At 54.9% G+C, this 25,609-nt stretch carries 23 protein-coding genes; 5 read left to right on the top strand and 18 right to left on the bottom strand.

Annotation, left to right across the window (positions count from 1 at the left end):
• Positions 1-18 precede the first annotated feature (18 nt).
• The 4 genes from D7M11_RS25240 to D7M11_RS25225 form a co-directional block, all read right to left on the bottom strand.
• Positions 19-231: a DUF6199 family natural product biosynthesis protein gene (locus tag D7M11_RS25240; RefSeq protein ID WP_120750045.1), complete on the bottom strand. Its 213-nt coding sequence runs from the start codon at positions 229-231 to the stop codon at positions 19-21.
• A gap of 118 nt (positions 232-349) precedes the next feature.
• Positions 350-1,222: a sugar phosphate isomerase/epimerase family protein gene (locus D7M11_RS25235; protein ID WP_120750044.1), complete on the bottom strand. Its 873-nt coding sequence runs from the start codon at positions 1,220-1,222 to the stop codon at positions 350-352.
• Positions 1,219-2,457 carry a Gfo/Idh/MocA family protein gene (locus tag D7M11_RS25230; RefSeq protein ID WP_120750043.1) on the bottom strand — a complete coding sequence of 413 codons (1,239 nt, stop codon included), beginning with the start codon at positions 2,455-2,457 and terminating at the stop codon, positions 1,219-1,221. The genes D7M11_RS25235 and D7M11_RS25230 overlap by 4 nt, the downstream gene beginning before the upstream one ends.
• A gap of 36 nt (positions 2,458-2,493) precedes the next feature.
• Positions 2,494-3,810, bottom strand: coding sequence for an ABC transporter substrate-binding protein (locus D7M11_RS25225; RefSeq protein WP_120750042.1), 1,317 nt, complete (start codon positions 3,808-3,810; stop codon positions 2,494-2,496).
• Between the two features lie 327 nt (positions 3,811-4,137).
• On the opposite strand from D7M11_RS25225, the gene D7M11_RS25220 reads away from it, so the two are divergent.
• Complete coding sequence (locus tag D7M11_RS25220) at positions 4,138-5,028, top strand: helix-turn-helix domain-containing protein (RefSeq protein ID WP_120750041.1); 891 nt, start codon at positions 4,138-4,140, stop codon at positions 5,026-5,028.
• Positions 5,029-5,135: 107 nt separating this feature from the next.
• On the opposite strand, the gene D7M11_RS25215 is transcribed toward D7M11_RS25220, so the two are convergent.
• The 7 genes from D7M11_RS25215 to D7M11_RS25185 form a co-directional block, all read right to left on the bottom strand.
• Positions 5,136-5,843, bottom strand: coding sequence for a DNA alkylation repair protein (locus tag D7M11_RS25215; RefSeq protein ID WP_120750040.1), 708 nt, complete (start codon positions 5,841-5,843; stop codon positions 5,136-5,138).
• A 175-nt stretch (positions 5,844-6,018) separates the two neighbouring features.
• A complete protein-coding gene (locus tag D7M11_RS25210; RefSeq protein ID WP_120750039.1) occupies positions 6,019-7,203 on the bottom strand; it encodes an aminotransferase class I/II-fold pyridoxal phosphate-dependent enzyme in 1,185 nt (394 codons plus the stop codon).
• Positions 7,193-8,134: a D-alanine--D-alanine ligase gene (locus tag D7M11_RS25205; RefSeq protein ID WP_120750038.1), complete on the bottom strand. Its 942-nt coding sequence runs from the start codon at positions 8,132-8,134 to the stop codon at positions 7,193-7,195. The genes D7M11_RS25210 and D7M11_RS25205 overlap by 11 nt, the downstream gene beginning before the upstream one ends.
• A 39-nt stretch (positions 8,135-8,173) precedes the next feature.
• Positions 8,174-9,652, bottom strand: a complete 1,479-nt coding sequence (locus D7M11_RS25200) for an aminotransferase-like domain-containing protein (RefSeq protein ID WP_120750037.1) — start codon at positions 9,650-9,652, stop codon at positions 8,174-8,176.
• A gap of 103 nt (positions 9,653-9,755) precedes the next feature.
• Entirely contained in the window at positions 9,756-12,464 is a 2,709-nt protein-coding gene (locus D7M11_RS25195; RefSeq protein WP_120750036.1) for a UxaA family hydrolase, read from the bottom strand.
• A gap of 232 nt (positions 12,465-12,696) precedes the next feature.
• Complete coding sequence (locus tag D7M11_RS25190; RefSeq protein ID WP_120750035.1) at positions 12,697-13,545, bottom strand: GNAT family N-acetyltransferase; 849 nt, start codon at positions 13,543-13,545, stop codon at positions 12,697-12,699.
• A 217-nt stretch (positions 13,546-13,762) separates the two neighbouring features.
• Entirely contained in the window at positions 13,763-15,070 is a 1,308-nt protein-coding gene (locus tag D7M11_RS25185) for a neutral/alkaline non-lysosomal ceramidase N-terminal domain-containing protein (protein ID WP_120750034.1), read from the bottom strand.
• A gap of 205 nt (positions 15,071-15,275) precedes the next feature.
• Here D7M11_RS25185 and D7M11_RS25180 point away from each other — a divergent pair, with 205 nt between their 5' ends.
• Genes D7M11_RS25180 through D7M11_RS25165 form a run of 4 tightly spaced genes read left to right on the top strand, consistent with a single transcriptional unit; the run spans position 15,276 to position 19,200 of the window.
• Positions 15,276-15,755 carry a DUF6530 family protein gene (locus tag D7M11_RS25180; RefSeq protein ID WP_120750033.1) on the top strand — a complete coding sequence of 160 codons (480 nt, stop codon included), beginning with the start codon at positions 15,276-15,278 and terminating at the stop codon, positions 15,753-15,755.
• A gap of 1 nt (position 15,756) precedes the next feature.
• Positions 15,757-16,995 (top strand): MFS transporter, encoded by a 1,239-nt coding sequence (locus D7M11_RS25175; protein ID WP_120750032.1) that lies wholly within the window; start codon positions 15,757-15,759, stop codon positions 16,993-16,995.
• The gene (locus D7M11_RS25170) at positions 16,982-18,088 is read left to right on the top strand and encodes an AAA family ATPase (protein ID WP_120750031.1); all 1,107 of its coding nucleotides are present in this window, start codon (positions 16,982-16,984) and stop codon (positions 18,086-18,088) included. Before D7M11_RS25175 ends, D7M11_RS25170 begins: the two co-directional genes overlap by 14 nt.
• Positions 18,085-19,200 carry a vWA domain-containing protein gene (locus tag D7M11_RS25165; protein ID WP_240041301.1) on the top strand — a complete coding sequence of 372 codons (1,116 nt, stop codon included), beginning with the start codon at positions 18,085-18,087 and terminating at the stop codon, positions 19,198-19,200. Before D7M11_RS25170 ends, D7M11_RS25165 begins: the two co-directional genes overlap by 4 nt.
• A gap of 18 nt (positions 19,201-19,218) precedes the next feature.
• Here the strand turns inward: D7M11_RS25165 and D7M11_RS25160 are convergent, their stop codons facing one another.
• The 7 genes from D7M11_RS25160 to D7M11_RS25130 all read right to left on the bottom strand — a co-directional run bounded on the left by D7M11_RS25160 (position 19,219) and on the right by D7M11_RS25130 (position 25,593).
• Positions 19,219-19,431 carry a cold-shock protein gene (locus tag D7M11_RS25160; protein ID WP_120750030.1) on the bottom strand — a complete coding sequence of 71 codons (213 nt, stop codon included), beginning with the start codon at positions 19,429-19,431 and terminating at the stop codon, positions 19,219-19,221.
• Between the two features lie 114 nt (positions 19,432-19,545).
• A complete protein-coding gene (locus D7M11_RS25155) occupies positions 19,546-19,746 on the bottom strand; it encodes a cold-shock protein (protein ID WP_120750029.1) in 201 nt (66 codons plus the stop codon).
• A 352-nt stretch (positions 19,747-20,098) separates the two neighbouring features.
• A complete protein-coding gene (locus D7M11_RS25150) occupies positions 20,099-20,878 on the bottom strand; it encodes an ABC transporter ATP-binding protein (RefSeq protein WP_120750028.1) in 780 nt (259 codons plus the stop codon).
• Positions 20,865-21,770, bottom strand: coding sequence for a hypothetical protein (locus D7M11_RS25145; RefSeq protein ID WP_120750027.1), 906 nt, complete (start codon positions 21,768-21,770; stop codon positions 20,865-20,867). Before D7M11_RS25145 ends, D7M11_RS25150 begins: the two co-directional genes overlap by 14 nt.
• Positions 21,745-22,320: an RNA polymerase sigma factor gene (locus D7M11_RS25140; protein ID WP_120750026.1), complete on the bottom strand. Its 576-nt coding sequence runs from the start codon at positions 22,318-22,320 to the stop codon at positions 21,745-21,747. Before D7M11_RS25140 ends, D7M11_RS25145 begins: the two co-directional genes overlap by 26 nt.
• A 44-nt stretch (positions 22,321-22,364) precedes the next feature.
• Positions 22,365-24,731 (bottom strand): MFS transporter, encoded by a 2,367-nt coding sequence (locus tag D7M11_RS25135; protein ID WP_120750025.1) that lies wholly within the window; start codon positions 24,729-24,731, stop codon positions 22,365-22,367.
• Complete coding sequence (locus tag D7M11_RS25130; protein ID WP_476703838.1) at positions 24,724-25,593, bottom strand: ABC transporter ATP-binding protein; 870 nt, start codon at positions 25,591-25,593, stop codon at positions 24,724-24,726. The genes D7M11_RS25135 and D7M11_RS25130 overlap by 8 nt, the downstream gene beginning before the upstream one ends.
• Between the last annotated feature and the right edge of the window lie 16 nt (positions 25,594-25,609).

Below are 25,609 nucleotides of genomic sequence, written 5' to 3'. Positions count from 1 at the left end.
ACGCCGGAATCGTTCCCGTTAAGCTAGGTAGATTCCCCTAATCAGGATGTAGAGACCTACACCTATAATGACCACCCCGCCGAAGCGGGTTTGCATCAGAAAGAGATCGCTCGGTTCCGAATCGCCTTCCACCATCCATCCAACCCTCAGCTCCCACAAAAATGCAGGGAACAGCAGCATAACGAGCCCCGGCACGAAAAAAAGCAATGAGAAGAATATCAATATAAACATCACTCATCACCTCTCGCCTTTTTTGAACGAAAATACTCCCTATGATAGTATACGCATCCAAGTTATGGAAGTTTCGTCCAATCGTTCGCGGTGACAAGCAGCATAACTCCGCTTCCCTTTACACTTCATCCCAAACGCGTCTGGCGTAATCGAACCCTTGCTTCGTAGCGCTGCGGCACTCTTCCACACCTTCGAATTCGATTGAGATAGGCCCGTCGTAGCCGGAGCACTTGATCAGCCTGATCATCTCGCGGACGTTCAGATCGCCTTGCCCCAGAATCGCTCCGCGCAGCCGGTTGCCTCCGGCTGTATGAAGCCATCCCGAAAGGTTCTCGCCCGGGCTTCGATCGGGCGTTCGAATATAGAAATCTTTCAGATGCACCATCGAGGCAAGGCCGATCGTTTTTCGCGCCCCCGACAGCGGGTCCTCGTCAACACACAAAAAGTTGCCGGTATCGAGCGTTACCCGGTAATTGTCGCGACCGACCGCATGAACCAGGCTCTGCAAGCGCTCGCTCGCCTGAACATAGTAACTGTGGTTTTCTACGCTGGTCGTAATGCCGTACTGTGCCGCGTAGTCGGCTATCGTCCGGCAAGCCTCGGCGAGTTTCGGCAGATCGCGATTATAGTCCAGGATCGAAGTTTCCGCAAGCGGTCTTGACGCGACGTCGTGCCGCATTCGTTTGGCCCCTAAACGAAACGCCACATCGACATGCCGTTTCACGTGATCGATCACCCGGTCGTATTCGGCTTCGTCTGCCGTAATAAAATTGGCCCGAACGCAGTAGTTGGACACTTCGATTCCGACCTGCTGCGCTTGATGGCGAATGCTATCAGCCAGTTCGGGCTGTTCCAGCAGATCGAATCCGACCGGCACGATTTCGACGTGTTCCCCACCCGCTTCCGCAATCCATTCGATCCCCTCGAGCGGAGTCATTTGTTTCGAGTCGATCGCTTGACGCAAGCAGTGCAGGCCTATTCCGAGCTTCATCCGTTCTCTCCCCCCGTCTCCGGCTGCGCTCGAACCGAATTTCGTTTGTTTTTGGCGAAATCCGGAAAGGAAGCCGGATATCCGCCACGGGCGGCGGATTGCACCGACAGCGGCAGCACACAGCTTACCGCAACCGAGTCATACACGTCGAAGTCCGGCGAGCGGTTCTGAATAATAGCGCTGCTAAATTCTTTCATCACAAAATAATCGCCGAACCGGGAGGCCGACACCGCATTTGCTCTATCGCTTTCGCTCTTCCACCAGGGGTGCTCGAATTCCCCCGCGTATTCGGACAGTTTGGACCAGACCGCGTTCCCGAGATACGACTTGCCGGGTGATCGTCCGTCCAGCCAAACGAGCGGCTCTTCTTGAATATCCCGTCCGGACAAATAAGAGCCTTTCGTTCCTTGCAGCCCGTAATACAAGTAGTTGAACGGACGCGGCGAAGAGAAGTCGTTGCGCAAATAAATGACGGCGCCTTGCTTCGTGCGGATGAGCGAGAGGCAGGAATCCCCCTGCTTCCAAAATTCTGGCTTGGAGCCCGGATGATCCGGACCGAATATTTCGCTAAAGTAGTCGCTCTGCGACGCCGGCTTCGAGACGATCGTCGTCATATAGTCGAACGAATCGCTGCGATTGATGCCGAGCCACTGCGATACCGGACCGAGCGAATGCGTCGGGTAATTGTTACCGTTAAAGTCGCGCATCATTTCGCCGCGCCATTTGATGTTGCCCTGCGCATCATGCGTAGCGGTCCGCACATCATGCACATAGCCGCACTCGGCATGGGTCAGCTCGCCGAAAACGCCCGATTCGGCCATGTGGCGAATCATCATCGCCGAACGGGTGTAGCAGAAATTTTCGGCCAGCATATAAACGGCGCCGGTCTGCTCCACCGTTTCGACGAGCTCCCAGCTTTCCTCGATCGTCATGGCCGACGCTACTTCGCACAGCACATGCTTGCCCGCCTTCATCGCCTGCACGGCTTGAGCGGCGTGAACCTGCATCGGAGTGGCCAGCAGAACCGCATCGATGTCCGGATCGTCCAGAAGCTTCTCGAAGCTGGTGAACGTTCGAATGTTCGGAAAGGTTTGTTTCCATTTCGCAAAAACAGCTTCATTCAGATCGCAGATTGCGTTCACTTCTACGATATCAGATAACAACTCGCATGATTTGCTGTATCCGAAGCCGCGGTTTCCACCCACGACAGCTAACCGGACTTGTTTCTTCGTCATTGGTCAGGCTCCTTTTATACGGGTTTATTCAACGTTTTACTTGCCGAGCTCGCTATTTACAGCCTTCTGCATCCCTTCGGTTGCGTCGCGCAAAGCGACGTTTAAATCTTTGGTGCCGTTGATATAATCTGCGTACGCCGCGGCTAACGGCGTGAGCACCGTGCCTTTTCGGTCGAGCGGATGGATATCGTGCGGCGGCGCCATTTTCGTTTCCATAATCGCCTTGAGCGCTTCCTCCGTACCGAGGCCGGAATCTTTTCCCCACAGCGCCGTAATATCTTTGTTTTTAAGTACCGTCACTTTGCCCGAGCGCGTAATCAAGCTTTGGATTTCCTCCGACTGTATCATCCAGGCGATGACCTCGAACGCCTGATCCGGATATTTGGTCGTTTTCGTTACATAAGAGCTGTGGAAGTCGACTTCGGTTTGATAGGGCCGGTCTTTGAATTCCGGGTAGGTGACCATGCCCCACTTCATATCCCGGTATACAGCCGCATTTTGCACCACCGACGCCAGCCACTCCGTATACATGGCGAGCGTTTTGTCCGTATTAAACGCTTTCGTGGTCGACAAGCCTTGCATACCGGGGATCGTCATTGCCGCCTTCAGCGTCTCGAACACCTTTTCCATCCCGCTTAAGCTTACTTTGTTCGTCTTGTCGATATAACTGAGCGAATATTGCCCGCCCAGATTGATATAGCTGTCGGCGCCGTATCCGTAATATTGGACGCCCCCGTCGGACCGGGTCAGCTTTTTGGAAAGCTCGATCGCCTCATCGTGTGTCATATGGTTTTTCGGATAAGGCACGGCGAACTTATCGAACAAGTCTTTGTTGTACAGCAGCACCTTGAAGTTGATATACAGCGGAAGCGTAACCGTCTCCATGTTGTAGATCGGCGAATACTTTTTAAGTGTCTCTACCGCGGTATTGTCGTACGCGGTCATATCGAGCTTGTTTTTCTTGATATACGGCGCCAAATCTTGAGCCAGTCCGAGCGGAGCCATCAGCTGTGATTGGACAACGCCGCTCAGCACAATGTCCGGCACATTTCCGCCCGCGATCGTATCTTCGAGAAATTTCTGGTCGGCGGTACGGGCTACACCGGAGCCCTGATCGAGCGTAATATGGGGGAATTTCTTTTTTAGCGGTTCCACTACGACGGTCTGCCAATCTTTCTCGTTAAACAAGCCGTTCATCACCTTCAGCGTAATCGGCTGCGGCGGTGCCGCTTTGTCCGTTTCGCCCGCTTTCGGTTCTTCCTTCGTCGTACTGCTTGAGCTGCATGCCGGCAATAAGACGGCAGCCGTTGCCAGAAAAGCGGCCACTCGCCAAAAAAACCTTCGGACCTTCAAAAGAACCCCTCCATAACCGTAATGACATGTACAGCCTCTGTCCCGCCTATTCCGCCTTCCCTTTCTCTCTCAATCGGGCCGATTCAAGATCCGTTATCACCTCCGCTTCGATCTATTTCATTATCAGAAATACGGGCGGTAAAGCATATGGAAATCAGTCAGATGATCCAGGAAAATATTCAGGTTCGTATGTTTCGCATGTTGCTGCTCACCGCCGCATACATTTGGAGCATGCCGGATTCCGCTATGTACGCGGAGCAAATGTCGGGTTATAATGCAAGTGGATAGCGCTTTCAACAAGAAACCTGCCCGAGGGGGAATGTAGGAATGCAGATGTCGCAACGGCAGAAGGAACATTTCGGCACCTACCTTGCCAATGTACAAACCGGTATTCGTGTATCCTCCTATCGCACGCTGGGCGCCGAATGGATTCATTACAATATGAAGTATGAATACAACATGCTGTATTACATCGTTTCCGGCCGCTGCAACATCTGGGTGAACGGACTCCATCTGTTTCCAACCTCGGGAAAACTCCTGCTGCTGCCCGCCGGATCTACGATTTCCGCTACGCCCTACAACAACGAAAATTTCGTGAAATATTACTGCCATTTCACCTCGACAATCGGCGGAACGCGACTGTTCGATCTGCTGCATACGTCGGCGATGATTGAGGTCGGGGACAGGCCGTTCATTGAAAAACAGTTTCGGGAGCTTACCGACAGCTTCACCTCCAAAGGATTAACATCCGCGCTGCGGGCCAAATCCACGCTGCTTCAGCTACTCTGCTATTTTGTCGAGAATAATCCCACTCTCTCTCTTCACGATTCCAGCCATTTCGATATCCAGAGCATCAACCGCGTACTGGAGCATATCGACGAGCATTTATCCGATCGCTTGACCGTTGACGATCTGGCCGGACTGGTTCATTTTCACCCGCATTATTTCATCCAAGTGTTCAAGTCGATGATCGGCTTCTCGCCGATGCAGTTTATTGCCAAGGTCCGCTATGAACGAGCTTGCACGCTGCTTGCGTCGACCGGACTGAGCATGCATGAGATTGCCGTGAGCGTAGGGATCGAACCGGAATATTTCACCAAGTTTTTCAAGCAGCATAGCGGCGTTAGTCCGACCGGCTACCGCGATAATCCGGTTCAGCGAGATTTGGAGCATTCCGTTTTGCGGGCCGGCTTGCATAGAGGCCGATCCAACAAGTGAGTTAACGTTGGAAACGTAACAAAACAAAAAAGGATAGAGCTTCGGAAACGATCCGAATCCCTATCCAAGGCAGGCGCGTGTTACAAATGTTTTAAAACCGCTGCCGCTTAGCACCGAACATATTTGCGTTTAAAACCGAGCTGCCCTTTGAGCTCGGCTTTTTGTATCATTTCGGAGGCGTTCAAAAACTTGCTCTTGACCTTGTCCCGATTGACTTCTACCGGCCCAACGGCCTTCGCGGTTTCAACCGCTTGATCATGCAGGGGCACGTAGGATATCCCTACAGTATATATAAATTGGTTCATGGCGTATTGGGCTCGGTCGGGCGCATCGTGAATCGTTTGCTGCGCCGTTTCCAGCATAGCTGCAAGCTTGCTTTCGCTAAATTCGCGGTCCGGCCGACTGCCGAGCAGCCAGCAGTAGCAGCTCCAGCCCGCCGACCTTCTCAGTTCCTCCCCGCTTGCGATCCATGCATCGGCAACCTCCTGAGCGATATCGGTTTCCGCCAAGGTTACGGCCACCACATAATCGGACAGCATATAAAAATAAGCCCCATCGATCCAGCGCTCGAAATCCGCTTGACTCATCGCTTTCGGGTCGGCAATTACGCCGGCAAAGTACATGGCGTCGTAGTTTCCCGTCGCGTACAGCTGCTCGGCAAGCGGCTGATTGAATTTGATTGTTTTGGCAAGCGGCTTCATTGCACCTGTCGCTACACCAAACAGCGGTTCATGCGCGCCGTTGGACATATATATTTTTTTCGTGCGCTCCTTACCGAGAGCTTCAAGCTCCTGCATAACCGTTTCGAGGTTCATTGCTTTACACTTCCTTATTTTAGGGATATCTTTACTTATCGTCCCCATTTGCCGGACAAATATAGTGTACCGCATTTGCCCCTTGCAATCGAATGGAGGAACCCGGGATACAACGAAAAAAGCCGGATCAGGACGATATCAGCCCTGAACCCGACCTTCATAAAACCGCATCACATCACACCGGCACGGTCCGCTGCGTAAATCTCCCGATCCGCTCCAGCGCCCGCTCCAAATCGACGAGCGAGGTTGCATAGGAACAGCGAACGAAACCTTCTCCGCCTGTTCCGAACACATGTCCCGGTACGACCGCCACCTTCGCTTCCTTCAGCAGCCGAAGCGCAAACTGTTCGGACGAGAACCCGGTAGAAGCAATCGAAGGGAAAGCGTAGAAGGCCCCCTCGGGCTCGTGACAGATCAGTCCGATCGCATTCAAGCCGGCCACGAACAGTTTACGGCGCTCGTTGTAGCTCGCCATCATCTCGTCCTTTGCCTCCATCCCGTATCGCAGCGATTCGAGCGCGGCGATCTGCGCCAGAGTGGGAGCGCACATGGCCGTGTATTGGTGGATTTTCAGCATACCGGCAATCAGCTCATAAGGCCCGCACGCATAACCCACCCGCCAGCCGGTCATGGCAAAAGCTTTGGAAAACCCGCTGACGACGATCGTACGCTCCTTCATGCCCGGCAAGGAGGCGATGCTGACATGCTGACGCCCATAGGTCAGCTCGGCGTATACTTCATCCGAAATGACGACCAGATTATGGCGAATAATCAGCTCGGTCACCGGCAGCCAATCGCTTTCGGTCATTACCGCTCCGGTCGGATTACACGGATAGTTGATCATTAACACTTTCGAGCGGGGCGTGATGACCGCTTGCAGTGCTTCCGCAGTCAGCTTGAACCGTCCCTCCGCCGTTTCGGGCACCTCGACGATCACACCGCCATGCAGATGAGTGATCGGTTCGTAGGCGATATAGCTCGGCGCCGGAATCAGCACCTCGTCGCCCGGGTCGATCACGGCCCGCAGCGCCAGGTCGACGGCTTCGCTGCTGCCCATCGTCACGAATATTTCCCGCACGGGATCATAAGAAACCGCGAAGCTGCCGGACATATAAGCGGATATTTCCTCCCGCAGCTCCATCAGGCCGGCATTCGAAGTATATTTCGTCTGCCCTTCGCGCAATGCCTGGATGCAAGCTTCGCGTACCCGCTCCGGCGTAACGAAATCCGGCTCCCCGATCCCGAGAGAGATCGTATCGCCCCCAGCTTCATTCAAATCGAAAAAAGCGCGAATGCCCGACGGCCGAATATCCCGTACGCGCGATGATAAAAACCGCCCGTTCCCTTCATCACGAAGCATAAGTCTCCCTCCCCCATTCCCGGCAGCGCTCTTGAAGCGAGCAGCTAATGATCTTCTCAAGCAATTGGGCAAAGCTCATTCCAGCAGCAGCCGCACTTTTCGGTAACAAGCTGTTCGCCGTCATGCCCGGCAAAGTGTTCACTTCCAGCACATAGGGAATATCCCCCTGCAAAATGATGTCGACCCTTGCATATACCTTGCATTGCAGCAGCCGGTAACAGGCCAGCGCCGTCTCGCGCACTCGCTGCTCCACAGCGGATGGAAGCCGGATCACCTTCTCCTCGGCACCCCCGGTTTCATATTTCGCTTTATAGTCGAACCACTCCGAATGAGCGGCGCGAATGCCAATGATCGGCAGCGCCTCACCGTCCACGATCGAACAGGTCAGCTCCGTGCCTTGGATGTAAGGCTCGATCAAGATCGCCTGATCCAAGCGGCAAGCCTCTTGAACTGCCGCCAGCAGCTCTTGCTCGCTTCGCACAAGCTGAATGCCGATACTGGAACCGCCCGCATTCGGCTTTACGATAACCGGATAGCCGAGCCGCTCCACCGTTTGCGGATCGTAATCGTCCATCCCCTGCCAGACGAGGCCGGCAGGCGTACACACACACGCTGCCTGGAGCAGCATTTTGGTCAGTCTCTTATTCATGCATAAGCTGCTTGCCAGCACGCCGCTGCCCGTGTACGGAATGCCCAGCGTCTCCAGCGCCCCCTGAACCGTGCCGTCCTCGCCGTACGTACCGTGCAGAGCCAGCAGCGCCATATCGATGCCCGCTCTCTGCACTTGAGCGATGAAATCCTCGCGCCGCTCGATTACGATCGGAACGACCTCATAACGGCTGCGATCCAAATACCGCATCATCTCTTGACCGGTCTGCAATGAAACCTCCCGTTCGGAGGAAAAACCGCCCATGATAACGCCTATCTTCATCTTGGCACCTCATTTTCCAAGTAATCGTAAGGTTAGTCTCTAAAGAAAACTCCGCGCCTGTTCGCCGATGATACGAATCCCGCGTTCGATCAACTCATCCGTTACCCGCGAAAAACCGAGCCTGAGCGTATTCGTCCCTTCGCCCGGATGAATAAAAAATTTGTCTCCCGGTGTGAAAATGACGCCGCGCTCCATGCAAGCTTCCAGCAGTTCTTGCGTATTCACGCTCGGCGGGAACGTCAGGAACAGATGCAAGCCTCCGTCGCCGGAAAGCCGGGCTTCGGGGAGATAGGCTTCGCAGCACGCTTTTGTCAGCTCGTACTTGCGCTTGTACTCGGCTCTCGCCTTCCTCACGTATTTATCGAAATTTCCGTTAATCAAATATTGGTACAAAATCGATTGATCGATTGTCGACGTATGGATGGTGCGCGCTCTTTTGATGCTTTCCAAAGCATCGATTAGCGTCCGGTCGCCGAGCACCCAGCCGACCCTTAGGCCGGGAAAAAGCACTTTGGAGAAGCTGCCGATGTAGATGACTCCGTTTCCCTGCCCCACCGTCGCTATTAACGGCGCCACATGCGCCCCCGAGTAACGCAGCTCCTCGTTGAAGCCGTCCTCGATCACGGGAACCTGATGGCGCATCAATAAGTTCATGACGGCGCTGCGTTTGGCAGGTGACATGACGATGCCGGTCGGGTTGTGGTAAGAAGGCGTCAAATACGCCAGATCGAAACAGCCCGTTTGCAGTACCGCCTCCAGCCGCTGTACATCAATGCCATCGCGCTCCATCGGAATGCCGGTAATCTCAAAACCTTGCAGCTTCATATTGTTGATCGCCGTGTGATGGGTCGGATTTTCACAAATGGCCGCTCCGCTTCGCGCGGCGGGACGCAATGCCGACAGCACAATGTCAAAGCCTTCAGTAAATCCGCTAGTGATCAGCATATCTTTGCCGCGCGTATCGACACCTTTGTTCTCCATATACCGCATCAGGTAATCGATCAGCGGCTTGTAGCCTTTGGCATAGCCGTAGTTGAGCAGCACCTGTCCTTCGATCGCCATCCGGTCCATAAACGCTCGCTTCACATCGCCCAGATCGAACAGCGACTCATCCGGAGCGATGCTGGTGAACGATATCGTGCCCTTAGGGGCGCGAATGCCGTGCTTGATCCTGTCCAGCGCTACAGCCGCTTCGGCGTACTCGTTTACTTTCGTCTTCCAGTCGATCCGCCAGGGGGCGGACTCGCCGGCGCTTCCGTGCTCCTCTGCCGATTGATCCGCCATAGCGGCAACATAGCTGCCTTTGCCCGGGATCGCGTACGTAAACCCGGCATCCTCCAAATCTTCATAGGCGGCAATGACCGTGTTGCGGCTCACCTTGAGGAGCAGGCTCATTTCCCGTGTGGAGGGAAGCTTCTGTCCGGCTTGAAGCGCCCCTTTTATAATTAATCGATTGATGTATTCTTTGACTTGTATCGCGACCGGGCGGTCTTCGACGAGCTTGAAATCCTGGAACATCCTTATCGCCCCCCATTCCTAATGATGGCATAGAACGGTACGCAAAAAAAGAACCGCCGCATTGGATTTTTCATCCTGCGGTGGTTCCTCCGGGTTTTGTGAATTACAACGAAAATCCCAAGTGACCGCGCGTTAATTGGAAATCGGTGTACCCTTTCTGATAAAGGCGCGGCGTATAAGTATGTTCGAGGATTTGTTTGCAGCGCTCCATAATCTGCGCCGTCCACCCGTCCGAGTCTCCGGTGAGCTGCAAATCCAGATCGCTTTCATAAGTTTGCTGAATCGCCGGCTCGGCTGCCAATTGCAGCATCGGCACGAACGGATGCGTCTGCACCGGACGATTGCCGACCAGCGTTATCAACAGCTCTACGCCCGTGGCGGCGAGTCCCGTAACCGTCTCGATAAAATGCTCGGTCGGGCTCTCCATAATATGGAATCCATTATGTCTAGCATGTTCACCGTAAGCAATGGACGGCTTGATCTCGGGCGACACAAGCACATTGTTGCGGTAAGCGTCCGTCGTTAGCAGTCCGCTGTTCTCGGGAACGACTACCAAGCCTCCGGCTCCGGCAACCATTCGGGTCAGCTTCGCCAGCTGCTCTGCGGCTTCAGCAGAGACGGGCCCATCGCTTACGATGCCGATTCGCAGTCCTTCCAGACCGGCGGTCACCTTTTGCGCTTCTCCGTCCGACTTAAGGCGCTCCTTAAACCACGCTTCCACCTTCTCCGAAACTTTTGCAATGCCGCCGTCAAGCTGGATACTTGCATAACCAAGCCGGCTCCCGTCAATGCCCGCTTCCTCCATCTGATGGCGCATGTAGTCGTTGTGGGTTTTCTCGCAGCCGTGCTCCAGCAGCAGACAATGCTTCACCATCGGATGGGTGATATAGCCGATCATCGTCCGGGCGTGCAGCTGTTCGGCTTGTCCCCCCGAATTGCCGCAGCCTTCCGTATGAGCCAAAGCGACAAAACGCGAAACCACGGGCTGGCCGAGCCCTTGCTTGTTCAGTCTTTGCGTAATCATCCCCGCCACTTGGCCGGCGCACAGACTGGTCGGCATAATCAGGCCGATGTTGTCGCTGGATAAACGATCCTGGTAACGGTTGAACGTAAACGCGATGGGGCTGGAAGCCGCTCCCGCCTCCGCTTCTTTCCGGACTTCAATCGGCTCACCCGTCGGGGCCGGAGAATGAAGCAGGGCCTCCAGCCGGCTCGCATCGTTTTGCCGCCAATTGCGCCAGATCTGCACCTGGGCATGGCCTGCCTGCTCGCCTACGCTGCGCTGGCCGGAGGCGATCCGGATCGTTCTCTCGAAAACGTCCTTGCCCAGCTCCTCCATCGAAGCCCCTTCCAGATACAGTCCCGCGTTCACATCCATATCGTTCGACAGCAGCTGGAAGCGGCGCGTCGTCGTAACCACCTTGACCGTCGGCACATAAGGGAAGTTGGTGATCGAGCCGTTGCCCGTCGTAAAAAAGATCATATTGCAGCCGGCGGCAACTTGTCCGGCGATGCTTTCAAGGTCGTTTCCGGGGCTGTCCATGAAATAAAAGCCGCCTTCCTTCATACGCTCCCCGTACTCGGTGGCATAGTCAAGGCGGGTGAACGGATCTTTCTTGCGGGCTGCGCCGATCGATTTGAGATAAATGTTGTACAGCCCGCGGTATTTATTGCCGCCGGAAGGATTGCCTTCCGCACTCGTGCCGTGCCAGGACGTAACCTCCCGAAAGCGCTCAAGCAACTCCAGAAACTTGCGGGCGGTTTCCACATTGCGAACCTTCGACAGCACATAAGCCTCCGCGCCGATTAATTCATCGGTTTCGGCGAGACTGGCGGAGCCGCCGTAGCGCACCAATTCCTCGGATAACCAGCCCAGCAGCGGATTCGCGGATACCCCGGAAAAAGCATCCGAACCGCCGCATTGCAGCCCGATTTTCAGGTGGCTGATCGATTCGCTTGTCCGCTGCATCGCACCGACGATAGGCAGCCACTCGCGTACAAGAGCCTCGCCTTCGTTCAAGCTATCTTCAAAGCCGCCTTGGAGCGACACAAACTTATGCAGCACTTCATCGATCGGGTAACCGTGTTCCCGCGCATACGCTTCCACCATCGCGTTCGTTACCGGTTCGTTGCCGTAATCGGCGATCAGCACGGCGCCGACGTTAGGGTTAACGGTAAACCCAGCTAGCGTCCGAAGAAGCACTTCCAGATTATTCGGCTTTTCCGTCGCGCCTTCCGTATGCGCCGCAGGAACAATTCCATCGATATTCGGGTAGTTTTGGAGTTCGCCCTGCATTCGCGCAGCAAGCTTCTTCACATAGCTGCCGGTCCGGGAAGTCGTGCCGAGCAGCACCACATAATTGCGGGTACCGACGCCTCGGGCTTCGCTGCGGCGATATCCCATGAACGTGCGGGCTTCCGTGTACGCGGGCGATGCCGGGGCAGGCTGGAAGCTCAACTCGTCCAGAACAAACGGTTTGATCTGATCCGTAAAGTTCGGTTCGTCCGGCAGTGCGAATTTCAACTGACGCACGCGAAGCTCACCGAGCACGGCGTCATTGACGACGTATTGTCCGGGCTGAATCGCTTGCAAAGCGACACCAAACGGCAATTCCCAGGACAGCAGCTCTTCGCCGGGAGTTATCGCTTTTACCGCGAAACGGTGGCCTTCCATCACAGCGTAGTCCAGGGTCAGCCTTTGGTCTTCGTAAATAATGAGGGCGCCGGCGTCCAGATCGCGAATCGCGACGGCACAATTATCCCCGGGCAAGGGAAGCCGGGCCACTTCGTCAAATTGGTAAACTGCGTTCATCCTGTTCCAGCTCCTTAGTTATAGTGGGTTTCATCTGGCTGGCAGCTCATAGCAGGAAGCGCCCCGCGGAGGTCTTGCATCAGATGCTCCAGATTCGCTGTTAGTTCAGATTATATACCAAGATCACGCAACGATGATATACATAACTCGATTATTACTTAAAAGTTAATAGGAGCTGCCCCTGCGGCAGCCCCTTGTTATTCCGATTCTCGATATGGAGTTTCGCCAAACTTCACAACGATTTTCGCACGAATTGCATGGTATAAGTTTCTTGAAAGCCAAGGCTGTCGTACAATTTCCTGGCATAATTCCCGACTACGCACCACAAAGTGACGTCAGCGTTGCCGCGCCGGTAAATCTCGTTGCACATCCTCATCGCAAACTTTCTTCCGATCCCGCGACTTTGCATGTCGATACGGACGGAAATGCTGCCAATCTCGTTGCCGGAGATGTGGCTGTACGCGACGATTTCTCCGCCCATCTCGTAAACGAAACGGTCCTCCGCATCCTCCTGCCACGCTCTCCGTTCTTTCTCGCTCGGCGGGGCAATTACGGAATCCGGAAAATGCCCGACACGGACGCGCATGTCGTGAAAAGCCTTGGCATAAAACGATTGAGTGGCGATATAGTCTTCGTCCTTATACACCCTGACCGGAAGCTCCCCCAGGGGGAAGGGACCGCCGCTTCGCTTCATGAGCAGCGATGAAAAATACGGGTCATACCCGAGCGAACGCGCAAACGCCATAGACGTCGGGGAACCGGCGCGGAAGGAACTCCTGATTAGATGGGTTCCTCCCTCTCTTAATACGGACTCCGCCTGACGGACCAGAGCGGTAGCGATTCCTCTCCTTCGCATCGAAGGAGCGACATACACGGTGACGTAGGCTTGGGGGGATGGTTCGGTTACTTGAGCGAGTGCGACCAGCTTATCCTCAAGCTTTGCAGTCCTAAACAATTCCGGCGCTTTAACAAGCACCCGTAGGATGTCTTCGCCCGCCTCCGCGTCTTCGCTTAACAACAGTTTGACGGAATCATAATCGGTTTCGCTGTAATGTTCAATGCGAATACGATCTGTTATCATTCGTTTCGCTCCCTCCCTTAGTTGTTCGGCCAAACAACGATACCAGATCGTCATGCCAAAAGTAAGGGAAAAAACAATTACACTTATGTATCCTGCGCATGGCAAATCCGATTGCATTGCCCTTTCGAGCTAAGTTTTCGATCGGCCGGCCCACCCCGTAAAAATAGCGGAACCGATTTTCCGCTATAAAAGCCGCCGAAAACGGCGGCCGAACTTGTTACTCTCTTCCGTGCAATTCGTTCAAAAGCTCCAGCGCCGCCTGGACGAACAGTTCTCCGGCTTCTTCGGCGAATTTGGTGCCGGTAGGCTCATAGCCGCCGCGATCATAAGCTTCCCGCGTACAGACGTACCCGTTGCCGGAGCCGCCGGACAGCTCGTTAATGATCGTATACGCATACGGCGACTTCGCCTTGATCTCAAGCCCGAATTCGACGAAAATTTCCGCCGGCAGCGCCACGACAGCCAGTTCGCCGATAGCGGCTGCTTGAACTTCGTAATCCCGGGAAGCTAACGGCCGGCCGGCGGCGGCGAGTCTTAACTCAGCCCGCGCTTTTTCCATCGCCTGCCTGCTGCTGAGCGTATCGGCCGGCATACCACCCAGCTCCGCCAGTGTATGCTCCGCCCACTCGATCTCATGCTGCCGCAGCGCCCGCTCCGATACGTTCATGAATCGGCTGGCGACAGCCAGATCAGCCTCCTCGGAGGCCGCTTTCGTTTTCTCGCGCACTCTGGCGATTTCCCGGCCGAGAATGTTGCCCATGCGTACCCGATGCGGGACCACCTTCGGATCGTGGCGGCCTTCGACATCGATATGGTTGATGTTCCCGCAAGCGCCTTGCATAAACAGGCTGACGACCGACTCGCCATACAACTGCTTGATCGTTCGGCTGATGAAGGCCGGATAGTCGCCGCTGTACTCCGTTCCGCTCACGCAATCCGTATGAACGGCGTAATTGCTGACGATTCCGAGCGGTTCCCCTAACGCGTTATCGATCCGGACGACGAGCACCTCCGGGTCGATCGGCCCTTCCGTCCGGTCGATATTCGGATTGCGGATGCCCGGATTCGTCTGAACCGTGCCGTCCTTCATGAAGAAGCGGCGATTAAAAGCGACGCTGTCCTCGCTTCCCCGTCCGCAGCCGATCCTCGCTTCCTCCCGTTTGCCGTAGGCCAATATTGCCGCATCCGCGGACTTCGCCTCCAGTGTCGGATAAAAGGCCAGCGCAGCCTCATCCAGAGGACGCGGCGGACCGGTATGCGTATGCGTGCACGCAACCATCACCTGCTCGGAAGGAATCCCGGTATAATCACGGACCCGACTGCGGATTCGCTGGCACGAATCCAGCTCGAGCGACACGATATCGATCACGATAAACGCAAGCAGCGTCTCCCCCGACTCGATCACCATCGCTTTGGCAAACAGCTCATCCTTCACTCCCGACGCCAGCCGCTCCTTCGGACCGTAACCCGGAATTTGCATCCCCAGCGGCGGTGTAATATTTACTTCCGCCAATCCGATCTTCATCGCAATCCCTCCTTGATTGGACGTGCTTTACACGCTCGCCTTTCCCTCATTTACTGCACACTTCTCCCATATTTTACATGCGCGCCCACCGTATCGTAAATGTTTGTTTCACAAAAAACGGATTGACTAATGCCGAAATCCAATATACAATGATCCAGTAGTTTAGTAAATTACTAATTTAGTAAACGGAGAGAAGGAGAAAAAAATGAAAATACCGACTACTTTACACCATAAGCCTGTTGTCGTCGCCGAAAACTATGAGCGAATTGACGGCAGACTCGCCCGAAATACGGATGCCAAAGGCCTTTCTTTAGGTTTAGCGCAGTGGAACGATCGGGATACGGTCGACATTTCCGCCAAGGTGTGGAGATATACGGGGGAGAAATGGTCCAGACAATCGGAGGAGCTGCCCCTGCATCGCGTGCTGGACTTGTCCATTCTGCTATGCCGGTCGCTTGCGCACTTTCGCGAGGCATACCGCTATGAGCATTTGTACGATCCGCAGAACCCTGTCATCGACCGGGTCGGGCTGCAAGGGGATGCCATGACGGTGTCGGTCTGCACGGATAATGAGAGAATTAACGAGGATTTGAAACTGTTTTATCAGGCGCTGAGCGAAGACGATGAGATGATCGGCGAGCGTCTGCGCACGTTATCGACTATTTTGCAGGAGATGGGGTATTAAAGTGTTAGCCAATCGTTATGTACGGACCATTATTCTCTCTCGCGTGCTGCTGCAGCTCGGGATCTGGGTCCGCAATTATGCCGTTTTACTTTATGTTACCGATTTGACCCATAATGATCCGGTAAGCGTATCTCTCATTTCGGTAGCCGAATTTGCTCCGATCTTTCTACTCGGCCTCATCGGCGGGACGTTTGCCGACCGGTGGCGGCCCAAGCGCACCATGGTCTGGAGCGACTTGATGTCCGGCTTGTCCGTTGCTGCCGTCCTGCTTGCCATTCTGAATGGCGGATGGATCGCGCTTCTGATCGGATCGTTCGTCTCCGCCAGCCTGTCTCAATTTTCCCAGCCTTCGGCGATGAAGCTGTATAAACGGCATGTGCCCGCAGAGCAGCTTCAAGGCGTGATGGCGATGTCTCAAACGATTGTCGCCGTCTTTATGGTGCTGGGGCCGGTCATCGGCACCTTTGTTTTCATTCGTTTTGGCATTCATGCCTCTCTGATCATGACGGCCATCCTGTTTCTGGGGTCATCCATGATCTTAGCGATGCTTCCCCGCGACGAGGAGGAGCCGAGGTCCGGCCATGCCGGGGGTTTCATCAAGGAATTGACAGCCGGGCTGCGCTATATCGGCTCCAGTTTGCCTTTGCGAACGCTTTGCCTGACCTTCTCGGCAATCGGTTTGGCATCGGGACTAACTCAGCCGCTGCAAATTTTTCTTGTCATGGAACAATTGGGTCAAGACAAATCGTTTTTGCAATGGCTCGTCATGACGAACGGCGCTGCTATGTTAGTAGGCGGAATAGCGATCATGGGAATAGCCAAAAAAATAAAACCGCAGCAGCTGCTGCTGATCGGGTTGCTCGTTATTGCCGTCTGTACGATTGGAATCGGGGCATCGACGAACATTGCGGTAACGATGCTGCTTTTGGCAATCAGCGGTTTATTTTTCCCCTGTATTCAAGGCGGTATCCAGACGCTTCTGGTTCGGAACACGGAAGGCGCTTTTATCGGCAGGGTATCTGGAGCGATTACGCCCGTTTTTATGGGGATGATGGTGCTTGGAATGTTTGTCTCCGGATATATGCTGAAAGTCTTTTCTCTGCTGACGATTTATGCGATGAGCGGCGGTTTGATTCTAATAGGAGCGCTTCTGCTGCTCCCTCTTTTCCCCAGGAAGAGAACAAGCACAACGGAAACAGCAAAGCCTACTAACGGAGGAGAACGAATTGGAACACGATGAATGTTATATATTGTCGCCAGAGCGAAGATGGACCGATGAGGAGAAAAAACTGCTTTGGCAAAAGCCGTTATCGCACAAGGTCAGCGAAGAAGAACACCGCATCAGCAAAGAGATCAAGCGCAACTGGAACCGCGGAGAAATGAAAATCGCCAATATTTTGCTGGAGGGCGACGCCGGTTCCGGCAAAACGCAGCTGGCCAAAGCTTTGTCGGCCAACCTCGGGCTGCCTTATACGAAGGTGACTTGCTTTGCCGATATGGATAAATCGGATATTATCGGCGCCATATTGCCGGTCCTTTCTACAGAACGCTTAGCGGCAATGGAGCCTGCGGATCAAGCGGTGTTGAAGGCTCTATACGATAGCGACGGCTTAGGCAGTATCGCGGCAATTTTGACGGACGTTCTGGGAATGACGCAGGAGCAGGCCGCTTCCAAAATGAAGCGGGTAGTAAAGCTGGCTGCCGAACAGCCCGCCGGCGAAGCGGTCGAGTACCGGTTCTATCCGTCGGAAATCGTCCGAGCGTATCGGAACGGTTATTTGCTGGAAATTCAGGAACCTAACGTGATTCGCGACGCTGCGGTATTGATGGCTTTAAACGCTGCCCTGGAGCTGGACGGGAGTTTCAATCTGCCCACGGAAATCGTTCACAGACACTCCGATTTCATCGCCGTCATTACATCAAACCGAAGCTATGCGGGTACCAGGCCGTTAAACGAAGCACTGCGCGACCGCGTACAGCATACGGAAAAGATGGATTTGCCCACAAAGGAAATCATGATGGAACGTGTAATGGCCAAAACCGGATACAGAGACGAACAAGTATTGGGCCTGCTGGCGGATATCATTATCGTTTTGGACAAAACGGCCCGGGCCAATGCGATCAAAGGTGTCGCCGGCATGCGTTCCTACTTCTACTGGGCCGATGCAGTTGCCGAAGGGGCTTCCGCCAAACAGTCCCTTTATTATAAGGTCATCTACAAAATCACAACCGATTCCGAAGAAATCAAGCTATTGGAGGAAGCTCTCGAAAAGAGTGGGTTAATCGGCAGGCTGGATACGGTCGCAATCGAAGTAAAAAAAAACGAGAAATGAAGGAAGCCGTAGAAATTAAGACTTGGGGAACTATCGAGGATACCGATGCCGATGCGGATAGGGGCGGCCATGATGAGGAACAGGGGATCATACTCAAAAAATATACCGATAGTGAGGAAAATGGCTCATCTGCCATCGACAATTCGACCAAAATGGAAAAGTCGGATGACGAACAACAGGTAACTCCGAAATACCATCAATCCAATCCCGAGCCTATCGGGGATGAGGAGAAACAAAAAGAGCGCGATTTCCGCAAAAAGCTGAATCAAACCGCAAGGGAGACGGTGTCGGATTCGATCCATCAGAGGGTGAAACTTATTGTTCATCGTCCGGATTACGATCAGGAAAACTGGCAGGAATATGCCACATTAAGTCAAGGCATTATGCCCATCGTGAAGGAGCTTGCCAGGCGAACACAGCTGTTTCTGGAACATGAAATACGTTCCGAGCTTGCGAGGAATCATTACTACGGCAGCAAATTTCTGGCGGACAGCATCGCTTACAAGGATTACAGGTTCTTCGCCAAGAAACGCCCTCCCTCCGACTCCCCTTCTCTTGCGGTCGGTGTAAGAATAGACGAATCGGCGTCTATGTCGGCTATGGGAAGACTGGAAGCGGCTAAACGAGCCGTAATCGCCGTCTACGAATTTTGTCAAAGGTGTCAGATTCCCGTCCTCATCTACGGCGATACGGCGGATGTGTCACGAATGGAGCAAATGTCGATCTATGCTTATGCAGACTGGGAGCGCACGGACTCCAGCGATCGTTACCGGCTCATGGGCATTCGGGCCCGAAGCAATAATCGCGATGGAATGGCTCTCCGAATTATGGCGCAGCGATTGGCGGAAGCTCCTCAGCAGACGAAGCTGCTGATTAGCATCAGCGACGGGCAGCCGAAAGCAATGGACGACTATACAGACCGCTACGCCGTTCAAGACATGCAGCAAACCATAGAACAATATGAACGGAAAGGCATCACCTTTTTAGCGGCGGCTATAGGTCAGGACAAAGAGAAAATCGCCGAAATCTACGGGAAGGAGCGATTTCTGGATATAACCGATCTGCAGGAGTTCCCTTCCCGATTAGTTCGGATTATTGCCCGGTATTTGTGATCCGTCCGGGTACGAGCCTTAAGATTTAGGCTGGTTCGGGCTAGTATTGACTACGACGGCAAGCATACGCTCGCTCTTGACCATCTTGGATTGACATTTGGGACATACGGGAACGTTGGAAAAAGCGAAGTTTTCCCTCATCCATCCGTTGCAATTTTCATCCGAGCAAGACCATATAACAGTCCGTTCAGTAGGCAGATCCTCTGAAGGTCTTTTTCGAGAATTATACATGTGCATCCCTCTTTCCAACCGGTTTATTCATCAGTGGCGCCGTGTAGCGTCATGATACTCTCTAATGATAAAAATAATGCCCCGAACCGAATGTTCGGGGCATTTCCGCTGATCTTACAGCCTTACGACATTCTCGGCTTGAGGTCCGCGATTGCCTTGAACAATATTCAGCTCAACGCGTTGGCCTTCATCCAAAGATTTGTAGCCGTCGCCTACGATCGCACTGAAATGTACGAACACGTCGTTGCCGCCATCTACGGAAATAAAACCATAACCTTTTTCTGCGTTAAACCATTTCACTACGCCTGTTTGCATACTGTTTACCACCTTGTGTTATTATTTTACATGAAATTCCTTATTCGTTTACAAATAAAAAATTCACATATTGTACAAGGTTATTAATATCAACAAGAACAACCCTCTACATTATGTGAATTAGGTTAGTTTCAATGTGCCAATGCACTTATAATACTACATTCCATTTCAAAAAGCAACCCCCTGAACCCGGCTTCGCACCGCAAATGGTGGTTTGCCCAGCATCCCCGCAAGGGAAAGCTCAGCATCGCAATCGCTTGCGGCGCAAGAGCTTTTCCTTGTCGCCGATTTCATCCTGCATGAAATTCGGCGTGCCGGGAGCTTCTTTTTTGTAGGTTCCTTTATATAACGGCTACCTACGTCTGCGGCGCATTTGCGCCAAGTACACATCCTCCAGCGTCGGTTCCCATTCGGACCAAGAGCCGGAAGCAGCACCGTCCAGAACATCCTCATGGAGAAGAGCCGATTTCCACTGCCGGGGCGTCTTCGGCCCTTCCACACGTCCGTCGGAGAGAAACAGCACCTGCTCGACCCAATGCTCGATTTCGGTAAGGATGTGGCTCGCCATAATAACGACACCGTCGCCTGCAAGCTCCAGCAGCCGCTCCATGACGTTCGCCCGCTCTTCCGTATCGAGTCCCTCGAGCGGTTCGTCCATTAACAGCAGATGCGGGTCGTTCAGCATCGCCTGAGCGATCGAGAGCCTCCGCCGCTGTCCGGTCGACAGCGAACGGATGCGGAATTTGCGATAGTCGGCGAGACCGAAGCTTTCCAGCACCTCCGTCACCCGATCCGCGATCAGATGGGAAGGGATCAGCTTCATGCCGGCCACATATGTCAAGTATCGATCCGCCCTCATCTCTTCATAAAACGCAAACTGCTGGGATACGTAGCCGAGCCGCTCCCGGAGCCGCTTTCCCGCAAGCGGACTGTCCCGCAGCACGAAACGGGCCTCGCCCGCGCCGAACGGCCGGATGCCGGCCATGCATTCCAGCAGCGTCGTTTTGCCGCTGCCGTTTGGTCCGAATAAGCCGTATATGCCGGGGGAAAGCGCCAGCTCGACGTCTTCGAATAGCCACGGCGCGGATGCCGTGTGACGGACCGAAACGCCGCAAAGCTCAAATCTGGTCATAACGTCCGCCCTCCCCTACTGCTTCGCGCCTGACGGTGCGATACGCGATAACCGCGAGCACGATCGTAATCCCGAGCGCCAGAAGGCGGCTGCTCCCCCAGAACGCATACCCGGGGTTGCTGTACACATAAAACGGCCCCAGAACGTCCTTCATCACAAGCTGGATCACCCAAACCGCCGTAGACAATCCCGCTCCAAGCCAAGGACCTAGACGCACAACGGCGACAAACGTCAGCAGCGTGCACATGCACAGCGGAACGAGCCAACTGACGATAAAAGCAAACAGAGGGCCGGTCTGTCCGCCCAGCGATAACACGAGACTTGCCGCCAGCGCCAGCACAATGTCGTAAAATACGACGATGGCGAGCCGGCCCGTCATCACCTCGACCGGATTCGCCGGAAACGTCGATTCCAGCCGGGCCATCGGCGTGCCGAACGAGCGCAGCGCATAAAAAACACCGGCTCCGGAGACAAATGACGATACGAGGAAAAAGCTGTTTGAGCCGCCCCCCTCTACCGGTTGGAGAAACGCGCCCAGTACGATAATGACGGCGGAGGCAATCCAGAACGATGCGGAAAACAGCCTGACTTGCGAGGCGATCATGCGGACCAGCCGGAGCCATATCGTCGTTTTCCCCGACTCCGCAAGCAGCAGCCGATCCGCGAACTTGACCCGCTCCGGTTCGGCCATCAGCGTGGTCAACCGGCCGACCAGCTCTCTGGTTTGCTCCGACGACGGTCCTGCCACCTGATACCGTTCCAGCGTCGTGGCGGTTTGCCCAAACTTCTCCCGATCCAGCCCCTCCACCTCTTTCGGCGACGAATCGTCTAACTCGCTCAGCTCCTCCCACAGCCGCTGCAGCCGTTCACTTCGGTCGCTTCGCCGCTCCATACGGCCCCGCCTCCTCTTCCTCCAGCATAAGCGCCAGCTTCTTAAACGATTTGTACAGCTTCGTCTTCACCGATCCGAGCGACAGTTCCAGCGTTTCGGCGATTTCGTCCAGCTTCAGCTCGTGGTAGAACCGGAGCACGACAATTTCTTTCTCGTCCTCCGCCAAACGGCCGAGCGCGCGAATGACCGCCTCCCGCTCCCATTGGCGCTCCAATAAGGACGTTACGGTTTCCCCGTCTTCGTGTTGAGACATTTTGTCCGCTCCCCACAGCGCTTCTCTGCGATACGACGACGACTTCCAGACGTCCTTGCAGAGATTGGTTGCGATGCGGTATATCCAGGGGCGGAACCGGCTGGGCAGCCTTCCCGAGCGAACGGTCCGGTACAGCCGGATGAAGCATTCCTGAGCGAGGTCCTCAGCAAGCGAAGCGTCGCCCAGCATACGCTGCAAATATTCGTAAATCGGCTTGTGATACCGGTATACGAGTGCCTCCATACCGGCCCCGCTGCCCGAGGCGATCATCTTCAGCAGCTCCTCGTCGGAATCCACCGGCACCCCTCCTTTCTTTTTTCCGCGAGCGGGATTGAACCACCTTACCGAGTACCCGGCAACCCATTCAAGAAGGCGATAAAATCGGCGTCCGTCCGTTCCTCATTTCCTTTATAATCGCGCGCAAACTCGTATATCGCAACCATCGTCTTGCGGAACTGTTCTGTGTCCGCTTGTGCCAATACGTCGTTCATCTTCATATAAACCGGATGCGGACGGCCGTTGTACCGGTACGCATCGGGAGCGAACAATCGTCCCTCGGACGGATGTCCGTCCGTTTCGATCCATTTCGTAACGGCGGCCGTCATATAGCGGAACAAGGCAGCAATCGAATCGGAGAGCGGCCCTTCCGGTAAAACCGTCTTCGCCAGCAAATATTCGTCGAAGCGAGCGAGCCGGTCGCGGGTCATCGATGCCGGAGTAATCTCCGCCGGCAAATAAACGAGGCCGTTTTTATCGATAGGCTCCCGCGGCCGCTCGTTTAAAGACACGCCGGTCAAGCTTTGGCTGCCTGCCGTGACGCCCTCATCGTCCCTCTCCAGCTCATCTAAGCGGATAAACCGGACACGGTCAGGAAACGTAACGTCCGGACTCAGACGTTTGGCAAGCGCGGACAATTCCGTGTAATGACGGAGCATGAGCCCCGCAAGCCGCTTCCCCGTCTCGGGAGAGGTTTGGCCGGAGGTGATCATCGTAAGCTCCTTGCCTGCGCCGGCTGCCGTCCACTCCGCGATGTCTCCTCCAAACAGCGAGAACACACGAGCGCCCTGCGCCTCAAACATGACACGCTGGCGACCTCCCGCAGACTGCACGGTGCTTCTGCTCCCGCTGGCGATCAGATTCGCCGCAGCGCTCGTTTCCACCTCCACGCGGAACTCGGCAGGCAGACGGAGCGGTTCGGCAGGCAGGACCGTTTCGCTTCTCACCTTCATCGGCGCTCCTTCGGTGTGAATCTGCTTCAGCTCAGCTACCCTCACGGTTCCCGGATACGGATACCAGCCGTATTCGCCCGGCAGAAGCAGGTTATGGTCGTCTACGAAGGCGGGCCGCATCCAGTGCATATTCAAGATGTCATCGATGCCCTTCGCGCCACTCGAGTCGAACCAGCGCCATTCGTTGACCGCGCCACTGTAGCGCATCGCGACGTCCGCTTTCGTCCCGGGCAGCACGGGGCGCTCCGGCACGACCCATACGACGTCGTGACCGGGCTCCCAGTCGAAGGCGGCTTTCACGCCGTTTACCGTCATATCCGTGATCCGGAACGAATGCCGCAGCATAAGCGGAAAGCGGTCCAGCTGTTCCCGTCCCTCATGGCTCAGGCGAAGTGTCGTCGAAACGTCCATCTGATGCTTCTCCGCCGTCGTTACCTTCATATCGTAGCTGACCGGCTTAAGCGAGCTGTAACGCCGATTCAGCTCGAGCATCCGTTTGTGTTCATCCGCAAGCGGCTTCCAGACCGGATTCGCCGCTTCCCCCGCCATATACCGGCGAACGGCTTCCTCCTGAATGCCCGGCGCATTTTCCCGCACGAGTCCGCGATAAAAGTCGATGCTGCTTGCATAAGCGGCAGACCGCTCGTTCCACACGGCCGTATTCGCGATAAGCGACAGCACGATTGTGAGAGCAGCCCCGGCGAACAGCGGGAAATAAATCGCGATCCGCCGCCGTTCCTTCCGGCGTCTTTGTTCGCGATAAACGATTGCGGCGAAGAAAAGTACTACTAGCGAAGCGTACGCAAGCCGGTGGAGCCAGTAAGTCGCATCACCGGTAAACCCCCACAATCCCGAGTAAAATCCGGTTTTGATGAAGTCAAATAACCCGTAATCGAGCAGATGGGTCCACGATAACGGAAAGACTCCTTGCAGCGCCGCCTTTGCGAACAAGAGCAGCAGCAGCACCGCGCCGAAGCTGTATACGTAAACAAGTCGGCGGTGATTCCATGCACCCATCCAATAGCCGAGCAGGACGGTAAATGCCGTCGGCACCGTCATGGAGGCGAGCATGGCGATTCCCGGCGCCGAGGCCTGCAGTGCAAGGCCCGATATCCAGGAGGCACCGGTGTAAAAAACGGCCGGAACCAAGGCGAGTGAGCCGAACAGAACAAGCAGGACGGTCAGTTTGGCGCCTACGAGCGCCCCCGAGCTGTAAGGCAAAGCGGCTTGTAACAGGTAGACCTTCGACGCCGTTTCCCGCCGCGCCGCCGAAACGGCCCAAAACTGCGCCAGCAGCGAAAGCCCCCACATGTAACGATACGCTGCCTCCGAAGTAAACCGGCCGATATCCGCGCCGTATGGATTGTCGATAAAAGCGACAAGCACCGACAGAAACAATCCAACGAGCAAAAAAATAACGGATGGGCTGCGCAGCGTCAGCTTCCATTCGACTTTTACATACGTCCAATACTCACTCACTTTCCATCCCCTCCGATCGCAAAACATACAGATAGGCGTCTTCCAGAGCGGCTGGCGCGAGCGTTGCTCCTTCGAACGGCCTGGTGCCCGACAACACTCGAATGTCGTAGCCGTAGGCTGCTTTTCGGGCGGAGATGACGTTCGACTCCATTCTGACCCCGTCAAAACGCGACTCCGAAACGTACCCGGTCCATACCCGTCCCCTCACCGTCTCCAGAAGCCGCTCCAGAGAACCATCGTAGACGAGCCGTCCGCGTTTCATAACCGCCAGCCCGCAACATGTTGCGGCGATATCGGCTACGATATGCGTCGACAGGAGGACCGTCCGGTTTGCGCTCAGCTCGCTGAGCAAGCTGCGAAACCGCATCCGCTCCTCCGGATCGAGCCCGGCCGTCGGTTCGTCGACAACGATCAACTCGGGAGACCCGAGCAGCGCCTGAGCGATGCCGATTCGCTGCTTCATGCCGCCGGAATACGTTCCGGTCCTCTCTTTCGCTCTGGCGGACATATTCACTTTCTCAAGCACCGATTCGACTTCCGTCCTCCGCCGCTGCGAATGCCGGAACCCCTTCATCACCGCCGCATAATCCAAATACTCGTAGCCCGTCAACTGCTTGGGCAAGCCAAACTCCTGCGGCAAATAGCCAAGCAGCGAACGGATCGCCTGATCGTCCCGGCCCAGTCTGTAATTGCCGATCGTCACGCTTCCCCCGGATGGCGGCAGCGTCGTGGACAATACGCGCAAAAGCGTCGTTTTGCCCGCGCCATTCGGGCCGAGCAGCCCGAACATGCCTTTGCCGATCGTAAGCGTCACGTCTTGAACCGCCTGAAACTTGCCGTATCTTTTACTTAAGACGTCCATATGAATAAACACCTGC

Origin of the sequence: Paenibacillus ginsengarvi, assembly GCF_003626695.1 — a bacterium.
Taxonomy (GTDB): domain Bacteria; phylum Bacillota; class Bacilli; order Paenibacillales; family NBRC-103111; genus Paenibacillus_AB; species Paenibacillus_AB ginsengarvi.
Note: the sequence above shows the minus strand (reverse complement) of the source record. Positions and strands in the feature narration are given on the sequence as shown.